The organism is Micrococcus sp. KRD026 (assembly GCF_017168445.1).
GTDB lineage: Bacteria > Actinomycetota > Actinomycetes > Actinomycetales > Micrococcaceae > Micrococcus > Micrococcus luteus.
On the sequence record NZ_JABFBA010000001.1, the window covers coordinates 37,983 to 55,316 of the forward strand.

The following is a 17,334-nucleotide window of genomic DNA, read 5'->3' on the forward strand; positions in this document are numbered from 1 at the left end:
GCTGAAGGAGCCAGAGCTCCCCGCCGCCCCCGCCGCCCTGCCGCCGGCCGACCGACTGCCCGGCTGGGACCCGGCGTGGTCCCGCCTCGTGGAGATCCGCTCCGCCGCGGACCCGGAGGGGACCGTGCGGACGCTGCACGTGGCGGACACCGGACCCGTGCTCGCGGCGGCCGGGGCGGAGATCGTCGGCACGATCGTGGCGGTGCACGGCAACCCGACGTGGTCCTGGCTGTGGCGGTCCCTGCTCGCGGAGACCGTGCGCCGGGCACGCCGGGGCATGGCCGCGTGGCGCGTCGTGGCGCCGGACCAGCTGGACATGGGCTTCTCCGAGCGCCTCGCGCACGCGGGCTACCCGTCCGCCGCGTCGATGGGCCGTGCCGGCGACACCTACCGCACGCTGGGCGGCCGCATCGCCGACCTGGACGCGCTGCTGGCGGCTCTCGGGCTGCGCGACCTGGCAGCCACCGGCCACCCGCTGATCACGCTCGGCCACGACTGGGGCGGCGTCGTGTCCCTCGGCTGGGCGGCGCGTCATCCGGAGCTGGTGGCCGGCGTCGCGACCCTGAACACCGCGGTCCACCAGCCCGAGGGGGCGCCGATCCCCGCCCCGCTGCAGGCCGCCCTCGCCGGGCCCGTCCTGCCGGCCTCCACCGTCACCACGGACGCCTTCCTCTCCGTGACGACCTCCCTCGCCACGCCGGCCCTCGACCGCGAGACCCGGGCGGCCTACCACCTGCCCTACGACGCGGCGGCCCGACGCGGCGGCGTCGGCGGCTTCGTCGCGGACATCCCGGCCGACCCCGGCCACGGCAGCCATCCCGAACTGCAGCGGGTGGGCGAGGACCTCGCCTCCCTGGGCCGCACCGACGTGCCCGCCCTCATCCTGTGGGGCGCCGACGACCCGGTCTTCCTGGACCGCTACCTCGACGACCTCCGCGACCGCCTGCCCCGCGCGCGCGTGCACCGTTACGAGCAGGCGGGACACCTGCTCGTGGACGACCGCGACATCACCGCGCCCCTGCTGCAGTGGGCCCAGCTGCTGCGTGGCGGCCAGCTCTCCGACCCCGCCTCGGGGCTGCCGGGCCCCGTCCCGCACGCCACCACCGACGCGGCCGCCGACCCGGGCCTGGAGGTGGACCTCGGGGAGGAGCCCGGAGCCCGCGATCCCGGGGTGGTCCGGCTCTGGGACCACCTGCGCGACTGGGGCGCCCCCGGCTCGGACCACCGCGAGTACACCGCGCTGGTGGACATGGCCGGCGCCCAGGCCGGCCGCTCGCTGGTGGGCACCGCCCGCCGACCCGTGGCCGTCACCTGGGGTGAGCTGCAGGAGATGGTCTCGGCCATCGCCACCGGGCTGTGGGCCGCGGGCATGCGGCCGGGCGACCGGGTCGCCATGCTCGTGCCGCCGGGTCGCGACCTGTCGGCGGCCCTGTACGCCGTGCTGCGCGTGGGCGCCGTCGCCGTGGTGGCCGACCAGGGCCTCGGCGTCAAGGGCATGACCCGGGCGATGAAGTCGGCCCGCCCCCGGTGGATCATCGGCCGCACCCCCGGGTTGACGCTCGCCCGTGCCCAGTCGTGGCCGGGCACCCGGATCTCCGTGACCGAGCCGGGCGCCGCCCAGCGCCGCCTGCTCGACGTCTCCGACTCGCTCTACGCGATGGTGGACCGCCACCGCGACCCGGCCGCGGGCGACGCCGTCGACGAGCACGGCACCGTGCTGCCCGAGCCCGCCCTGGACGCAGACGCCGCGGTGCTGTTCACCTCCGGCTCCACGGGCCCGGCCAAGGGCGTCGTGTACACGCACGAGCGGCTGGGCCGCCTCGTGGCGCTGATCTCCCGCACCCTGGGCATCCGCCCGGGCGGGTCCCTGCTGGCCGGCTTCGCCCCGTTCGCGCTGCTCGGACCCGCCCTCGGCGCCGCGTCCGTCTCCCCGGACATGGACGTCACCCAGCCGGCCACCCTCACCGCGCAGAAGCTGGCCGACGCCGCGATCGCCGGGCAGTCGAGCGTGCTGTTCGCCTCCCCCGCCGCCCTGGCGAACGTGGTCGCGACCGCCGACGGGCTCGACGCTCCCCAGCGCGAGGCGCTCGACGCCGTGCGGCTCGTGCTCTCGGCCGGCGCCCCCGTGCACCCGCAGCTGATGCGGCAAGTCTCGGACCTCATGCCGAACGCCCGGGTCCACACGCCGTGGGGCATGACCGAGGGGCTGCTGCTCACGGACATCGACGGCGACGAGGTGCAGCGCCTGCGCACCGCCGACGACGCGGGCGTCTGTGTGGGCTCCGCGCTGCCCACGGTGTCCCTGGCCATCGCGCCGCTCCTCGAGGACGGCAGCGCCGACGACGTCATCCTCGACCCCGCGCGGGGCCACGGCGTCCTCGGCGAGATCGTGGTCAGCGCCCCCCACCTGAAGGACCGCTACGACGCGCTCTGGCACACCGACCAGCAGAGCAAGCGCGACGGGCTGTGGCGGCGGGACGGCCGGGTATGGCACCGCACCGCCGACGTCGGCCACTTCGACGCCGAGGGCCGCGTCTGGCTCGAGGGTCGGCTCCAACACGTGATCACCACGCCCGAGGGCCCGGTCGGTCCGGGCGGGCCCGAGAAGACCGTCGACGCGCTCGGGCCGGTGCGGCGCAGCGCCGTCGTCGGCGTCGGGCCCCGGGGCACGCAGGCCGTGGTCGTCGTCGTGGAGGCGGCCGTGCCGGCCACGCGCCCGGCGCGACGCCCGGGTCACCACCGCGACGGCCGACCCAAGCAGGGCCTCGCCCCGACCGCGCTGGCCTCCGCCGTGCGCGCGGCCCTCGAGCCGCTGCCGGTGGCCGCGGTGCTCGTGGCGGATGAGATCCCCACCGACATCCGGCACAACTCCAAGATCGACCGCGCCCGGGTGGCCGACTGGGCGGAGGCCGTGCTCGCCGGCGGGAAGGCGGGTGCGCTGTGAGCGGCTTCGGCTACGACGTCGGCCTCGACGCCGCCGGCATGCCCGACCTCGTCGAGCGCCTCGAGTCCCGCCGCGTCCTGGTGACCGGCGCCTCGGGGCTGCTGGGCGCGGGCGTCGCCCGGGTGCTCGCCGATGCCGGCAACGACGTGACCACCCTGCAGCGGCGTCCCTCGGGCGTGCCCGGTGCGCGGGACGTGCGCGGGTCCGTGACCGACCCGGCCGCCGTCGAGGAGGCCCTGACCGGCGCGGACACCGTGGTGCACGTGGCCGCGAAGGTGTCCGTGTCCGGCCCCGAGCACGAGTACGAGGCCGTGAACGTCGAGGGCACGCGCATCCTGCTGCACGCCGCGCAGCGCCACGGCGTGCGACGCTTCGTCCACGTCTCCTCCCCCTCCGTGGCGCACGCCGGCGACTCCATCGTCGGTGAGGGCGCCGGAGCCGCCAGCCCCGAGCACGCGCGCGGGCCCTACGCCCGCACGAAGGCGGCGGGCGAGCGTCTGGCCCTGGCCGCCGACCGCGACGACTTCCGCGTCCTCGTGCTGCGCCCCCACCTGATGTGGGGGCCCGGGGACCTGCAGCTCACCGACCGGATCGTGCAGCGTGCGCGGGCCGGGCGGATGCCCGTGCTCGGCACGGGCGCTCCCCTGGTCGACACGCTGTACACGGCCAACGCCGTCGAGGCCGTGGTGGCGGCCCTGTCCGCGGCGGACGTGCACCACGGCGAGGCCCTCGTGGTCACCAACGGCGAGCCGCGACCGGTCGGTGAGCTGATCCGCCAGATCGCGCTGGCGGGCGGTGCCGCGGAGCCCGAGCGCCGCGTCCCGGCGGGCCTGGCCCGGCGCGCCGGCGCCCTGATCGAGCGGGCGTGGGAGCGGGACCTGTTCGGGCTGCGGTCCCGGGGCGTGGGCTCCGACGACGGCGAGCCGCCGCTGACCGAGTTCCTCGCCGAGCAGCTCTCGACCGCCCACTGGTTCGACCAGCGGCGCACCCGGGAGGTCCTCGCGTGGACGCCGACCGTGAGCATCGACGAGGGCCTGCACCGCGTCGCGGCGTACTACCGCGACCGCTGACGTCCGCCGCGGTCGGCACGGGCGCCCGCCCAGGGCTTTCGTTCGGGAAACGGCGGCGACTGCGCCGCCGTCGCCTCGGTGCCCGCCGTTTCCCGAACGACGACGCTCCTGGGGCCGCCGTTTCCCGAACGAAAGTGGGGGGTCAGGCGTCGATGCGCTCGCGGTCCAGCTCGTCGGCGTGGGAGACGATGAAGTCCTTGCGCGGGGCCACCGCGGAGCCCATGAGCAGGTCGAAGACGCGCTCGGCGGCCTCCACCTCGGCGATGTTCACGCGGCGGAGCATGCGGTGGCGCGGGTCCATGGTGGTCTCGGCCAGCTGGTCCGCGTCCATCTCGCCCAGGCCCTTGTAGCGCTGGATCGGCTCGCGGTACGAGCGGCCCTCCCGCTCCAGGCGGGCGAGCGTCGCGTGGAGCTCCTGCTCCGAGTACGTGTAGATGACCTCGCGTTCCTTGACGCCGCGGGTCACCGCCTCGATCCGGTGCAGCGGCGGGACGGCCGCGTACACGCGCCCGGCCTCGACCATGGGCCGCATGTAGCGGAAGAAGAGCGTCAGCAGGAGGGTGCGGATGTGGGCACCGTCCACGTCCGCGTCTGTCATCAGCACGACCTTGCCGTAGCGGGCCGCATCCAGGTCGAAGCTGCGCCCCGCGCCGCCCCCGACGACCTGGATCAGCGCCGCGCACTCGGCGTTGGCCAGGATGTCCGAGACGGAGGCCTTCTGCACGTTCAGGATCTTGCCCCGGATCGGCAGCAGGGCCTGGAAGTCGGAGGACCGGGCCAGCTTGGCGGTGCCGAGCGCCGAGTCGCCCTCGACGATGAACAGCTCGGAGGAGGCGACGTCGTTGCTGCGGCAGTCCGCCAGCTTGGCCGGCATCGTCGAGGTCTCCAGGGCGTTCTTGCGCCGCTGGTTCTCCTTGTGGGTGCGCGCGGAGATGCGCGACTTCATCTCGGCGACGACCTTCTCCAGCAGCGTGTGCACCTGCTGCTTCTGGGCGCGGGCCGTGGAGGTGAGGCGGGCGGTCAGCTGCTTCTCCACCACTTGGGAGACGATCCGCCGCACCGCGGAGGTGCCGAGGATCTCCTTGGTCTGCCCCTCGAACTGCGGCTCGGCGAGCCGCACCGTCAGGACGGCGGTCATGCCGGCCAGCACGTCGTCCTTCTCCACCTTGTCCGACCCGGCCTTGAGCCGGCGCGCGTTGGCCTCCACCTGGGCCCGGAACACCTTCAGCAGTGCCGCCTCGAACCCGGACTGGTGGGTGCCGCCCTTGGGCGTGGCGATGATGTTCACGAAGGACCGGAACACGGTGTCGTAGCCGACGTCCCAGCGCAGGGCGACGTCCACCTCGCACGTGCGCTGCACATCCTGCATGGAGGTGCGCCCGTCCTCGCCGAGCACCGGGACCCGCTCCTTGAAGGTGCCGGAGCCCTGGATCCGCCACACGTCCGTCACCGGGGTGGCGGGCGTGAGGTGCTCCACGAACTCGGAGATGCCGCCGTCGTACTGGAAGACCTCCTCGACCGGGCCGTCGGCGCCGGGCGTGCCGGGTCGGCGGCGCAGGTCCTTGACTGTGATCCGCAGGCCCGGGATCAGGTAGGCGGTCTGGCGCGCCCGCGCCTGGAGCTCCTCGGCGGAGAACGTCGCGTCCTTCACGAAGATCTGCTCGTCCGCCCAGTAGCGCACGCGCGTGCCGGTCTGCCCGCGCTTGGCCTTCCCGACGACGTCCAGCGGCGAGGCGTCCGTGGACGGCTCGAACGGGGCGGCCGGCGACGGGCGCGACCCGTCCTGGAAGCGGCCCGGCTCGCCGCGCCGGAACGACATCTGGTGGACCTTGCCGCCGCGCAGCACCTGCACGTCCAGGCGCGAGGACAGGGCATTGACCACCGACGCGCCCACGCCGTGCAGGCCACCCGAGGCGGCGTAGGAACCGCCGCCGAACTTGCCGCCGGCGTGGAGCTTGGTGAACACCACCTCGACACCGGACAGGCCGGTGCGCGGCTCCACGTCCACGGGGATGCCGCGCCCGTTGTCCTCGACCTCGACGGAGCCGTCCGGATGCAGGGTGATCTCGATCGACTGCCCGAAGCCGGCCAGAGCCTCGTCCACCGAGTTGTCGATGATCTCCCAGAGGCAGTGCATGAGGCCGCGGGAATCGGTGGAGCCGATGTACATGCCCGGCCGCTTGCGGACGGCCTCGAGCCCCTCCAGCACGGAGAGGTGGCGGGCGTTGTACTCGGTGTTCGCGGGCACGGGGCGGGCCTTTCGGTGGACGACGGCGGCCGGTCCAGCCTACTCCGCGGGCCGGACACGCCAGGGTTCGGGCCGGACGTCCCTGGGCAGCCCGGCCCGGCTGCTTGCGTACGCGGGTGGCGAAACGCGGGTGCGGGGCGGGCGCGCGGGGAAGTTCCCTGCCATCCTTGCTGTTCCATGGGACAAGAGGAGGACCGACCCGCCCCACCGGCGTCGTCGCCCTCCAGCCCCGAGAGACCCGAGGAGGACACCATGTCCATCACCGCCGTGGCCGAGCCGGCCGCCCTCACCCGTTCCGACCGCTGCGACCGCTGCGGCGCGCAGGCCTACGTCCGCGCCGTGCTGCACTCGGGCGGTGCCCTCCAGTTCTGCGCCCACCACGCCCGCGCCGTCGAGGACGCGCTGCGTCCCCAGGCCGCGCTGTGGCAGGACGAGACGGACCGCCTCACCGCCGGCGCCTGACGCGCCCGGCATGACGAAGGGCCGGACCCCCGCGGGGGTCCGGCCCTTCATCATGCCGCTCCGACTCAGTCCAGGTAGTCCCGGAGCACCTGCGAGCGGGAGGGGTGACGCAGCTTGGACATGGTCTTCGACTCGATCTGGCGGATGCGCTCTCGTGTCACTCCGTAGACCTTGCCGATCTCGTCCAGCGTCTTGGGCTGGCCGTCGGTCAGGCCGAAGCGCATGGCGACGACGCCGGCCTCGCGCTCGGAAAGGGTGTCCAGCACCGAGTGCAGCTGCTCCTGGAGCAGCGTGAAGGAGACGGCGTCCGCGGGCACCACGGCCTCGGAGTCCTCGATCAGGTCGCCGAACTCGGAGTCGCCGTCCTCGCCGAGCGGGGTGTGCAGGGAGATGGGCTCGCGGCCGTACTTCTGCACCTCCACGACCTTCTCCGGGGTCATGTCCAGCTCCTTGGCCAGCTCCTCCGGGGTGGGCTCGCGGCCGAGGTCCTGGAGCATCTGCCGCTGCACGCGGGCCAGCTTGTTGATGACCTCCACCATGTGCACCGGGATGCGGATGGTGCGGGCCTGGTCCGCCATGGCGCGGGTGATGGCCTGACGGATCCACCACGTGGCATACGTGGAGAACTTGAAGCCCTTGGTGTAGTCGAACTTCTCGACGGCGCGGATCAGGCCGAGGTTGCCCTCCTGGATGAGGTCCAGGAACAGCATGCCGCGACCGGTGTAGCGCTTGGCCAGGGAGACCACCAGACGCAGGTTGGCCTCGAGCAGGTGGTTCTTGGCCTTGCGCCCGTCCGCGATGATCAGCTGGATGTCCCGGCGCTCGCGGTAGTCGTCGGAGGCCTCGTGCTGCACGACGTGCTCGGCGTAGAGGCCGGCCTCGATGCGCATGGCCAGGTCCACCTCCTGCTCGGCGTTGAGCAGGGCGACCTTGCCGATCTGCTTCAGGTAGTCCTTCACCGGGTCCGCCGTGGCGCCCGCCACGACCACCTGCTGCACCGGGGCGTCGTCCTCGGAGTCGTCCATGACGAACGCGCCCTTGGACTGGGCCACCTTCTGGCCTGTGGCGGCCGTCGTGCCGGTCACGGCCTCCGCGTCCATCGCCGGACGCTCCGGAGCGTCCGAGCCGTCCGCGTCCTCATCATCAGAGTCTTCGGTGGCGGTCTCGTCCGCCACCACGTCCTCCTCGACGGCGTCCGCGGCCTCGGTGCGCTCGCGCGCCTGGACGAGCTCCTCGTCGTCCTCGGCCTGCTCGGCGGAGGCGGCGGACGCGGTGGCCTTCTTGCCCCCGGTCGTGGCGGTCTTCTTCGCGGCGGTGGTCTTGGCCGTGGCGGTGGTCTTGGCCGCGGTGGGCTTCCGGGTCGCCTTCTTCTTGGCCGTCGGCGTGGCAGCGGTCTTGGTCGCCGCCGACTTCGTCGCGGTCGTCCGCGTCGTGGCGCCCTTGGTCGTGGCGCTCTTCGTGGCTGCCGACTTCTTGGCTGCCGACTTCTTGGCTGCCGTGGAGCGGGTGCGCGTGGTCGTGGCCTCGGAGGCAGTGGTCTCCTTGCCGTCCTGCACACCGCTGGTCGTCGAAGTGGTCACTCGAGGCCTTTCCGTCTCGTCCGCGGCCACCCGCGGATCCTTGCAGTCCATAGACACGTGACCCTGTCAAGTCGCGGCCTCGGACGACCGACGTCGTCCGGGCCCGCCGACTGCAGGGTCCGTGAGTGCCAACGACGGCTGAGACCGATCTATTCCGAACCCGGGAAACGGGCTGCGGTCGGCCGTGCCGTCGTGAAGCCGCATCATTCTCTCATGGGCGGCCACCGTCGGGCCGCCACGCGGTGGCCGGGTCGGTCGCCCAGCCTGCGACGCACCCCGCGGCCACGATGCGTCGCAGGACGGAGACGAACGGGTCGCCGGGACTCAGCGCCGCCGCCGCGGTCAGGTGGGCGTCCGCGTCGGAGCCGTGGCCGCGGGCCCAGCCGACCCACCCGGCCAGTGCCAGGGCCTGAGCCGCCACGGCCGGCGTCGCGACGGGCACGAGCGCGCGCAGCCCCGCCCGCAGGGCGTCCAGCCGGTCCCAGGCCGGCGCCCGGCGCGAGGCCGCGGTGAGGATCCGTTCCTCGTCCCCCGGATCCCCCGTGGCCGCGCCGGACGGCGCGGCGGCATGGAGCAGCAGGCCGTCGCGCCAGGCCGGACGCGTCAGCGGCGAGCCCAGCACGGCGGGTGCGGGCGCACCGCGGCCACGCGCCGTGCCGGTCAGCACCGGCTCCCACTGCGCCAGCCACGCGCGGCGTGCCGGGGGCGCGTCCTGCTCGGGCGGCCGCCACCGCGCGTCGTCGGGCCGGGCCGCGGCGGGACCACGACGCGGGACCGGGTCGGACACCGCCGCGCGGTCCCAGACCGAACCGCGGGTCATCAGGTGCAGGGACAGCGGCGCGGCTCGGGGGTCGAGGGTGCCCTCCTCGGCGATGCTGCTCCCCCACCAGGGGCGCGCCCGTCCGTGCGCGCACGTCCAGGCCGCGGCCAGGGGGCGACCCGCGGACGCCAGGGCGTCGTCGAGCGCCGCGGCCCAGCCGGGACGGGTCAGCGTGGCTCGGGCGCCGTCCGGCAACGCGAGGCAGAGCGTCGCGTCCGCTGCCGCGTCCCGCCGGCACACCTCGGCCACGGCGCAGGCCCAAGCGTCGACGTCGACCTCCTCGGGAGGCAGATCGACCCGCACCACAGCGCGCAGGCGCCCGTCGTGCAGGGTGAGGAGGACGAGGCTGTCCTCGGGCAACCGCCCGAGGGCGTGGCCGACGTAGGCGAGCAGGTCCTCCGGGCCGCGGGCCGGCAGGACGGGGGCGTCGAGCGAGGTGGGGGCTTCCATGCCGCCACCCTCGCCGACCGGGCCCCCGCGGTGGAATCAGTCCCCGTCGTCGGTGGACGGACGGCCGGGTCCGTCCTCCTGTGCAGGAGCGGACCCGCCGCCGGCGTCCCGCGCGGCGAGGTACGCCTCGACGGCGGAGGCGAGTTCGTCGCCGTCGGGCAGGCCCTGCTCGGTCTCGAGCAACGACCGCTCCTGGTCCTCGGCGTTCTGGTCGTAGTTGCGCTCCAGGCCGGCGATCATCTGCTGGATCTCCCCGGACCCGGAGACCTGGCGCTCCAGCTCGGCCTCGATGTCCCGCGAGGCGTCTCGCAGGTCGTCCGAGGGCAGCATGAGCCCCATGGCGGCCCCCGCGTACTCGAGCGCGGCCACGGCCGCCTGGGGGAAGGACGCCTCGGCCACGTAGTGCGGCACATGGACGGTGTAGCCCGCCGTCGGCAGGTCCGCCTCCTCGGCGCGCAGCTCGAGCATCTGCAGCAGCCCCGCGACGATGTCCGCCTCCGGGCTCCAGGTGGACAGCCCCTCGACGGCGTCGGCGCGGGACCCGTGCGTCGTGACCCCGAGCCGCCGCGTGTGCGGCACGGGCAGCGGGGCCGCGTCGAGGAAGGTGAGCGAGTCCACCTCCCACTCCTGCGCGAGGCCGAGCACGGCCTCCGTCACCGCCTGCCACCGGAAGTCCGGCTCGGGGCCGGACAGCAGCAGGAAGGGGTGGCCGAGCAGGTCCTCGACCAGCTGCACCTCGAGCGCGGGCAGGCGCAGATCACGGTAGCGGTCCCGGTCGAACCGGAGCCGGGGACGCCGGGCGCGGTAGTCGAACATCGAGTCGACGTCGAAGGAGACGACGGTCCGATGGGTCAGGTGCTCGTGCAGCGCGGCCCGCACCTGCCGAGCGACCCGGCCCGCGTCCATGTGCCCGGTCAGGGCCACGAGCATGCCCAGGCCGGGGGGCACGGGCGCCCCCTCATGACGGGTGTACAGCGGCGCGGCGTCCTGCACGTCTCGTTCCCCTTCCGGTGGTCCGTCTGCGGGAGAGTCGTCCCCGCCGCCCGGATGGCGACGGACGCACATCCCTCCCTGTCCTCTGGCGTCAGTCAACCACGGCACGGCACCCTCCTATTCCGCGCCCGCGCGCCCTGGACGGGCGCGCGAGCCCTCTGACTAGGATGACGCGGGACGGCCCGGCCCACCCCGCCGGGCGCATCCCCCCACCGCCGGAAGAGAGGCCCGTCCGTGATCACCCTGGACCGCCCGACCCTGACCGCCCGCGCCCTGGAGGACCTGACCGCCTCCGCCCTCGTGGTGGGGGTGGGCACCGGTCCGGACGGCCCCGTGCTCCTGACGGACGCGCTGCCGGCCGAGGCGGCCACCGCCCTCGAGGCCTCGTTCGAGCTGCTGGGCGTGCGGGGCGCCGAGGACGAGGTCCACCGCCTCCCGGGGCTGGGCGGCGTGCCGGTGCCGCTGCTGGTCCTGGCCGGCGTCGGCGGTCTGGACGACGACGGCGAGGCCTCGGACGAGTCCCTGCGCCGCGCCGCTGGGGCTGCCGTGCGCTCCCTGGCCGGCACCGACGCCGTGGCCCTGGCCCTGCCGGCCGACACCCCGGCCCGACTGGCCGCCGTCGCCGAGGGCGCCGTCCTGGGTGCGTACGCCTTCACCGCCCAGAAGTCCGAGCGCGCCCGCGCCGAGGCGGACTCGTCCCGTCCCGTCCGCGAGCTCGAGGTCGTCACCCCGCTCGCCGCCGCGGACGCCGACCCCGTGCTGCGCCGGGCCGCCGTCGTGGGCGACGCGGTCTGCGCCGTGCGCGACCTGGTGAACACGGCCCCCTCGCACCTCTACCCGGCCACGTTCGCGGACGCCGTCGCGGAGGACCTCGCGGACTCGTCCGTGAGCGTGGACGTGTGGGACGAGGACCGCCTGCGCGCCGAGGGCTTCGGCGGCATCCTCGCGATCGGCCAGGGCTCCTCCCGCCCGCCGCGGCTCGTGCGCATCGAGCACGCGCCGGCCGACGCCGCCGCGCACATCGCGCTGGTGGGCAAGGGCATCACCTTCGACACGGGCGGCATCTCGCTGAAGCCCGCCGCCTCGATGATGACGATGAAGTCGGACATGGCCGGCGCCGCCACCGTCTTCGCCGTCGTGCGCGCCGCCGCGGCCCTGGACGTCCCTGTGAAGGTGACCGGCTGGCTGGCGCTGGCCGAGAACATGCCCTCGGGCACCGCCATCCGCCCGTCCGACGTCATCACGATGTACGGCGGCAAGACCGTGGAGGTCATGAACACGGACGCCGAGGGCCGCGTCGTCATGGCCGACGCCCTCGTGGCGGCCACCGACGAGCGACCCGACGCGGTGCTCGACGTGGCCACCCTCACCGGTGCCCAGCTGGTCGCCCTCGGCGTGCGCCACACCGGCGTCATGGGTGACGACGCGCTGCGCGACGAGGTCGTCGCCGCGGCCGACGCCGCCGGGGAGCTCGCGTGGGGCATGCCCCTGCCGGAGCAGCTGCGCGCCTCGCTCAATTCGCGCGTCGCGGACATCTCCAACATGGGCGACCGCTTCGGCGGCATGATGACCGCCGCCACCTTCCTGCGCGAATTCGTCGACGCCGGACGGCCGCAGGACGACGACGCCGCACGGACCCCCTGGGCCCACCTCGACATCGCCGGCCCCTCCTTCAACGAGTCGGCCGCGTACGGCTACACCCCGCAGGATGCCACCGGCGTGATGGTGCGGACCCTGGTGGGTCTCATCGAGGGGCGTGCCCGGTAAGGTTGGTCCCGATGTCCACCGCGTCCCCCGGCCGCGCGGCCCGCCGCCGACGGCCGGGGATGACGGTGACGCACCACCACCACGATCCACCGATCCCAGCACCAAGGAGCAACACCGTGGCCGACAAGGCAACCGCTCAGGAATTCGACGTCCTCGTCCTCGGCGGTGGCTCCGCCGGGTACGCCGCAGCCCTGCGTTCCGTGCAGTACGGCAAGTCCGTCGCCCTCGTGGAGAAGTCCAAGGTCGGCGGCACCTGCCTGCACTGGGGCTGCATCCCCACGAAGGCCTACCTGCACGCCGCCGAGGTGGCCGACGAGACCCGCAACGCCGCCAAGTTCGGTATCAACGCGACCCTCGAGTCCGTGGACATGGCGAAGGTGCGCGACTACAAGGACGGCATCGTCGCCGGCAAGCACAAGGGTCTGGCCGGCCTGCTGAAGATGCGCAAGGTCCAGGTCATCGAGGGCGAGGGCAAGCTCGTCTCGAAGAACGAGGTCGAGGTCGACGGCACCCGTTACACGGCGGAGAACATCGTGCTGGCCTCCGGCTCCGTGGCCAAGACCATGGGCCTGCCCATCTCCAAGAAGATCATGACCTCCACGGAGGCCCTCGAGCTGGACTACACCCCGAAGTCGGCCATCGTGCTCGGCGGCGGTGTCATCGGCTCCGAGTTCGCGTCCCTGTGGAACTCCTTCGGCGTCGACGTCACCATCATCGAGGGCCTGAAGACCCTGGTCCCCAACGAGGACCCGGCGATCATCAAGGTCCTCGAGCGCGAGTTCAAGAAGAAGGGCATCAAGACCAACCTGGGCACGTTCTTCGACAAGGTCGAGGAGACCGACTCGGGCGTCAAGGTGACCCTCGCGGACGGCAAGGAGTTCGAGGCCGAGGTCTGCCTCGTCGCCGTCGGCCGCGGCCCGAACACCGAGGGCCTCGGCTACGAGGAGCAGGGCGTCAAGATGGACCGCGGCTTCGTCCTCACCGACGAGCGTCTGCACACCGGCGTCGGCAGCATCTACGCCGTGGGCGACATCGTTCCCGGTCTGCAGCTGGCGCACCGCGGCTTCCAGCAGGGCATCTTCGTGGCCGAGGAGATCGCCGGCAACAAGCCGATGGTCGTCGAGGACATCAACATCCCGAAGGTCACCTTCACCGAGCCGGAGATCATGTCCGTGGGCTACACCCAGCCCAAGGCGGAGGAGAAGTTCGGCAAGGACAACGTCGAGGTCGCCGAGTACAACCTGGCCGGCAACGGCAAGTCCTCGATCCTCGGCACCGGCGGCATCATCAAGATGATCCGCCAGAAGAACGGCCCGATCGTGGGCGTGCACGGCATCGGCAAGCGCATCGGCGAGCAGATCGGCGAGGCGCAGCTCATCGTGAACTGGGAGGCCTACCCCGAGGACGTCGCCCAGTTCGTGCACGCGCACCCCACGCAGAACGAGGCCCTGGGCGAGGCCGCCATGGCCCTGTTCGGCCACCCGCTGCACAGCTGACCCACCGCACTGACCATCCCGGGCCCGTGCGTCGGGCCCACCTCGCAACCCCGGGTGGGCGCCCCCGGCGCCCACCCCTCATGAGGAGCATCGGAACCATGTCTGAAACCGTGAACCTGCCCGCCCTGGGCGAATCCGTCACCGAGGGCACCGTGACCCGCTGGCTCAAGGCCGTCGGCGACGAGGTCGCCGTCGACGAGCCCCTGGTGGAGGTCTCCACCGACAAGGTCGACACCGAGATCCCGTCCCCCGTGGCCGGCGTGCTCGAGGAGATCCTGGTCGAGGAGGACGACACGGTCGAGGTCGGCGCCCCGCTGGCCACGATCGGCGACGGCTCCGGCGGCGGCTCCGCCGACGCGTCGGAGGACGACGCCGCGGCCGAGGAGCCCGCCGTCGAGGAGGCGCAGCAGGACGACGCCCAGCAGGAGCCCGCAGGCGAGCCGGCTCCGGAGGAGCGCGCCTCCACCGACCAGGGCTCGGACGGGGCCCCGTCGGCCGGCGGCGAGGCCTCCGAGGTCACCCTGCCCGCGCTGGGCGAGTCCGTGACCGAGGGCACCGTGACCCGCTGGCTGAAGTCCGTCGGCGACGAGGTCGAGGTCGACGAGCCGCTGCTCGAGGTCTCCACCGACAAGGTCGACACCGAGATCCCCTCCCCCGTGGCGGGCACCCTCCTGGAGATCCGTGCGGAGGAGGACGACACCGTCGAGGTGGGCGCCGTCCTCGCACTCGTCGGCTCCGGCTCCGCCGGCGGCGGCTCCGCCCCGTCGGAGGGCTCCTCCGGTCAGGACGAGGCGTCCGCCGAGGAGATCGAGGACAAGGCGACCGAGGCCGAGGCCCCCGAGGAGACCGAGGAGGCCGCCGAGGCCGCCGGCGCCGAGAAGTCGGAGAAGACGCCGGAGGCGTCTCCGTCCGAGGAGGCCTCCCGGCGCGAGTCCGCTGAGCGCGACTCCGCGCAGGCCGAGTCCGCCGAGGCGCCCTCCGCCACCGAGCCCGGCCAGGGCTACGTGACCCCGCTGGTGCGCCGCCTGGCCCACCAGAACAACGTGGACCTGTCCACGGTTCGCGGCACGGGCGTCGGCGGCCGCATCCGCAAGCAGGACGTGCTCGCCGCCGCGCTGGCCTCGCAGGCCGCCGCGGGCGGGTCCGAGGCTCCGGCCGAGCAGGCCTCCGAGGCTGCCGCCCCGTCGTCCGCCCCGGCCGCTGCGTCCGCCCCGGCCGCGAGCTCCTCCGTGGACCCCTCGGTCCGCGGCGAGGTGGAGAAGGCGCCGCGCATCCGCCAGGTCATCGCCCAGCGCATGCGCGAGTCCCTCGACCTGTCCGCCCAGCTGACCCAGGTGCACGAGGTGGACGTCACCCGCATCGTGCAGCTGCGCAAGAAGGCCAAGGCCTCCTTCCAGCAGCAGGCCGGCGTGAACCTGACGTACCTGCCGTTCATCACCAAGGCGGTCGCCGAGGCCCTCAAGCAGCACCCCAAGCTGAACGCGTCGTTCTCCGAGGACAACAAGGAGATCACGTACCACGCGTCCGAGGACATCGCGATCGCCGTGGACACGGAGAAGGGGCTGCTGGTGCCCGTCATCAAGGACGCCGGCTCCCTGAACCTGACGGGCCTCGCCCAGAAGATCGCCGACGTGGCCGAGCGCACCCGCACGAACAAGATCTCGCCGGACGAGCTCTCGGGCGGCACGTTCTCGATCACGAACATCGGCTCCGTGGGCGCGCTGTTCGACACGCCGATCATCAACCAGCCGCAGGTCGCGATCCTGGGCATCGGTGCGATCGTCAAGCGCCCCATGGTGGTGACCGACGCGGACGGCAACGACTCGATCGCCATCCGCCACATGATGTACCTGTCCCTGACCTACGACCACCGCCTGGTGGACGGGGCCGACGCGGGCCGCTTCCTGACGACGCTGCGTCAGCGTCTCGAGGGCGGCGAGTTCGCCAACGAGCTGGGTCTCTGACGGAAAGGGAGAAGGACTGTGGATATCCTGCACAGCATCCTGGTGGCCGTGCACATCGTGTCCGCCGCAGCGATCGTGGGCGGTTGGTTCGCGCACTTCCGCAACCCGACCGTCACCACCTCGCAGTGGTGGGGCTCCGTGGGCATGATCGTCTCCGGCGTGGTGCTTTTCGGCCTCGCCATGAGCGGGGAGCCGAACCACATGAAGCTGGGCGTCAAGTTCCTGATCGGCGTCATCGTCTTCGTGGCCGCCCTGATCGGCCGCCGCAAGTCCAACCGCGGGGAGGTCGTGCCCACGGGCCTGGCCCACGCGGTGGGCGGTCTGGGCCTGGTGAACATCCTGGTCGCCGTCCTCTGGCAGTGATCAGCCCAGGCGGCTGACGCCGCACCACGCCGCGGGCCCCGGGGAGCTTCTCCCCGGGGCCCGCGGCGTCCCCCCGTCTGGACCGCCGGCCTCCGGCGCTGGATCCGGGCCCGGGGTCAGCGCGGATCGACGGTCTCGACCCGCCACGTCCGACCCGCCGCGCCGCTGTCCCGCCCCTCGGGGCCCTCTCCGTGGCCGCTGCGCAGGACCAGCACGACCTCCTCGGCCGTCGCCTCCCGATGCGCCGCCACGCGTCCCGCGCGGTCCAGCACGGTGTGGGCCGACGTCCGGAGCACGGCGTCGACACGCAGCGCGTCGTCCCCGGCCCGCCGGGCGGGTCCGGCCTGCTCCACCGTCACCTCGAGGCCGGAGAAGGCGAACCCCTCGTCCGTCAGCCGGCGCAGCAGATCCCGGTCGTTCTCCCACGCCGGTCCCCCGGGCACGGCGTAGGCGTCCAGTCGCGCAGGCTCCGGGTCGATGAGCGCGGCAGTCCGGGCGTGGCCGACCGCGGCCAGCGCCTCGCCCACGTCGACGGCGTCCTCCCCGGCGGCGTCTTCGCCGGGGGCACCCGCGTCCGGCACCCTCGCCGGCGTCCCGCTCTCCGGCGTCCCGTCCGCCGGGCGCGCCGCGTCCACCGAGGTGCCGGCCGGCACCGCGCCCGCCGGCTCCGGCGCCCCCTCCGTCGCGTCGCCCAGGGACGCCGGCCACCACAGCCCGGCGGTGCCGCCGCCGACGGCCAGCGCGGTGGCCAGCCCGGCGGCCACGAGGACGCCCCGGCGTGGCGCCGCCCCCCGTCGGCGCGCGAGCGCGCGCCGTCTCGGAGCCGCGCGTCGTCCCCGGCGTCGCCGCGTGGGCCCGGAGCCCGGCAGCACCGTGGGCAGCAGGTGCGCCACCTCGGCGGGGGCGGCCTCTCCCAGCGGGACCGGCTCGGGCCGGGCCGTCGCGTATACGGCTGCGGCGGCCTCCTCCGCGCTCGGCCGCGCCGCCGGGTCCGGGGAGAGCGCCGCATCGAGCAGCAGCGCGAGCTCGGGGGACGCTTCGGGGACCAGGACGGGCAGCGGCGCCCGATGCCCGGCGGCGCCCGGCGCCCGACCGGTGAGCGCGTACCAGCCCAGGGCGGCCCACGCATGGACGTCACTCGGCGCCCCCACCGCCGGAGACGCCCCCGGTTCCGCCC

General features: G+C 74.0%; 11 protein-coding genes and 1 pseudogene. 7 read left to right on the forward strand and 5 right to left on the reverse strand.

Going from position 1 to position 17,334, the window contains the following annotated elements; all coding sequences use genetic code 11:
- The first annotated feature begins 1 nt into the window (after position 1).
- Positions 2-2,944: an alpha/beta fold hydrolase gene (locus J1M40_RS00155; protein ID WP_206450327.1), complete on the forward strand. Its 2,943-nt coding sequence runs from the start codon at positions 2-4 to the stop codon at positions 2,942-2,944.
- Entirely contained in the window at positions 2,941-4,014 is a 1,074-nt protein-coding gene (locus J1M40_RS00160) for an NAD(P)-dependent oxidoreductase (RefSeq protein WP_036314100.1), read from the forward strand. Before J1M40_RS00155 ends, J1M40_RS00160 begins: the two co-directional genes overlap by 4 nt.
- A gap of 142 nt (positions 4,015-4,156) precedes the next feature.
- On the opposite strand, the gene J1M40_RS00165 is transcribed toward J1M40_RS00160, so the two are convergent.
- On the reverse strand, positions 4,157-6,262 hold the full coding sequence (locus tag J1M40_RS00165) for a type IIA DNA topoisomerase subunit B (protein ID WP_036314098.1): 2,106 nt from the start codon (positions 6,260-6,262) through the stop codon (positions 4,157-4,159).
- A 252-nt stretch (positions 6,263-6,514) separates the two neighbouring features.
- Between J1M40_RS00165 and J1M40_RS00170 the strand changes: the two genes are divergently transcribed.
- On the forward strand, positions 6,515-6,724 hold the full coding sequence (locus J1M40_RS00170) for a hypothetical protein (RefSeq protein WP_002858172.1): 210 nt from the start codon (positions 6,515-6,517) through the stop codon (positions 6,722-6,724).
- A 65-nt stretch (positions 6,725-6,789) separates the two neighbouring features.
- Here the strand turns inward: J1M40_RS00170 and J1M40_RS00175 are convergent, their stop codons facing one another.
- The 3 genes from J1M40_RS00175 to J1M40_RS00185 form a co-directional block, all read right to left on the reverse strand.
- Entirely contained in the window at positions 6,790-8,355 is a 1,566-nt protein-coding gene (locus tag J1M40_RS00175; protein ID WP_205805457.1) for an RNA polymerase sigma factor, read from the reverse strand.
- A gap of 160 nt (positions 8,356-8,515) precedes the next feature.
- Positions 8,516-9,574, reverse strand: coding sequence for a DUF4192 domain-containing protein (locus tag J1M40_RS00180; RefSeq protein ID WP_012750911.1), 1,059 nt, complete (start codon positions 9,572-9,574; stop codon positions 8,516-8,518).
- Positions 9,575-9,610: 36 nt separating this feature from the next.
- Positions 9,611-10,567, reverse strand: coding sequence for a PAC2 family protein (locus J1M40_RS00185; protein WP_036314094.1), 957 nt, complete (start codon positions 10,565-10,567; stop codon positions 9,611-9,613).
- A 234-nt stretch (positions 10,568-10,801) separates the two neighbouring features.
- On the opposite strand from J1M40_RS00185, the gene J1M40_RS00190 reads away from it, so the two are divergent.
- The 4 genes from J1M40_RS00190 (at position 10,802) to J1M40_RS00205 (ending at position 16,157) form a co-directional block, all read left to right on the forward strand.
- On the forward strand, positions 10,802-12,334 hold the full coding sequence (locus tag J1M40_RS00190; RefSeq protein WP_036314092.1) for a leucyl aminopeptidase: 1,533 nt from the start codon (positions 10,802-10,804) through the stop codon (positions 12,332-12,334).
- Between the two features lie 116 nt (positions 12,335-12,450).
- Entirely contained in the window at positions 12,451-13,830 is a 1,380-nt protein-coding gene (gene lpdA / locus J1M40_RS00195; protein ID WP_036314090.1) for a dihydrolipoyl dehydrogenase, read from the forward strand.
- Positions 13,831-13,928: 98 nt separating this feature from the next.
- Positions 13,929-15,794 carry a 2-oxoglutarate dehydrogenase, E2 component, dihydrolipoamide succinyltransferase gene (gene sucB, locus J1M40_RS00200; protein WP_036314088.1) on the forward strand — a complete coding sequence of 622 codons (1,866 nt, stop codon included), beginning with the start codon at positions 13,929-13,931 and terminating at the stop codon, positions 15,792-15,794.
- An 18-nt stretch (positions 15,795-15,812) separates the two neighbouring features.
- Positions 15,813-16,157 carry a hypothetical protein gene (locus J1M40_RS00205; protein ID WP_010078527.1) on the forward strand — a complete coding sequence of 115 codons (345 nt, stop codon included), beginning with the start codon at positions 15,813-15,815 and terminating at the stop codon, positions 16,155-16,157.
- Between the two features lie 116 nt (positions 16,158-16,273).
- Here J1M40_RS00205 and J1M40_RS00210 read toward each other — a convergent pair.
- Positions 16,274-17,334 (reverse strand): annotated as a pseudogene (locus J1M40_RS00210) (protein kinase); the annotation flags it as partial.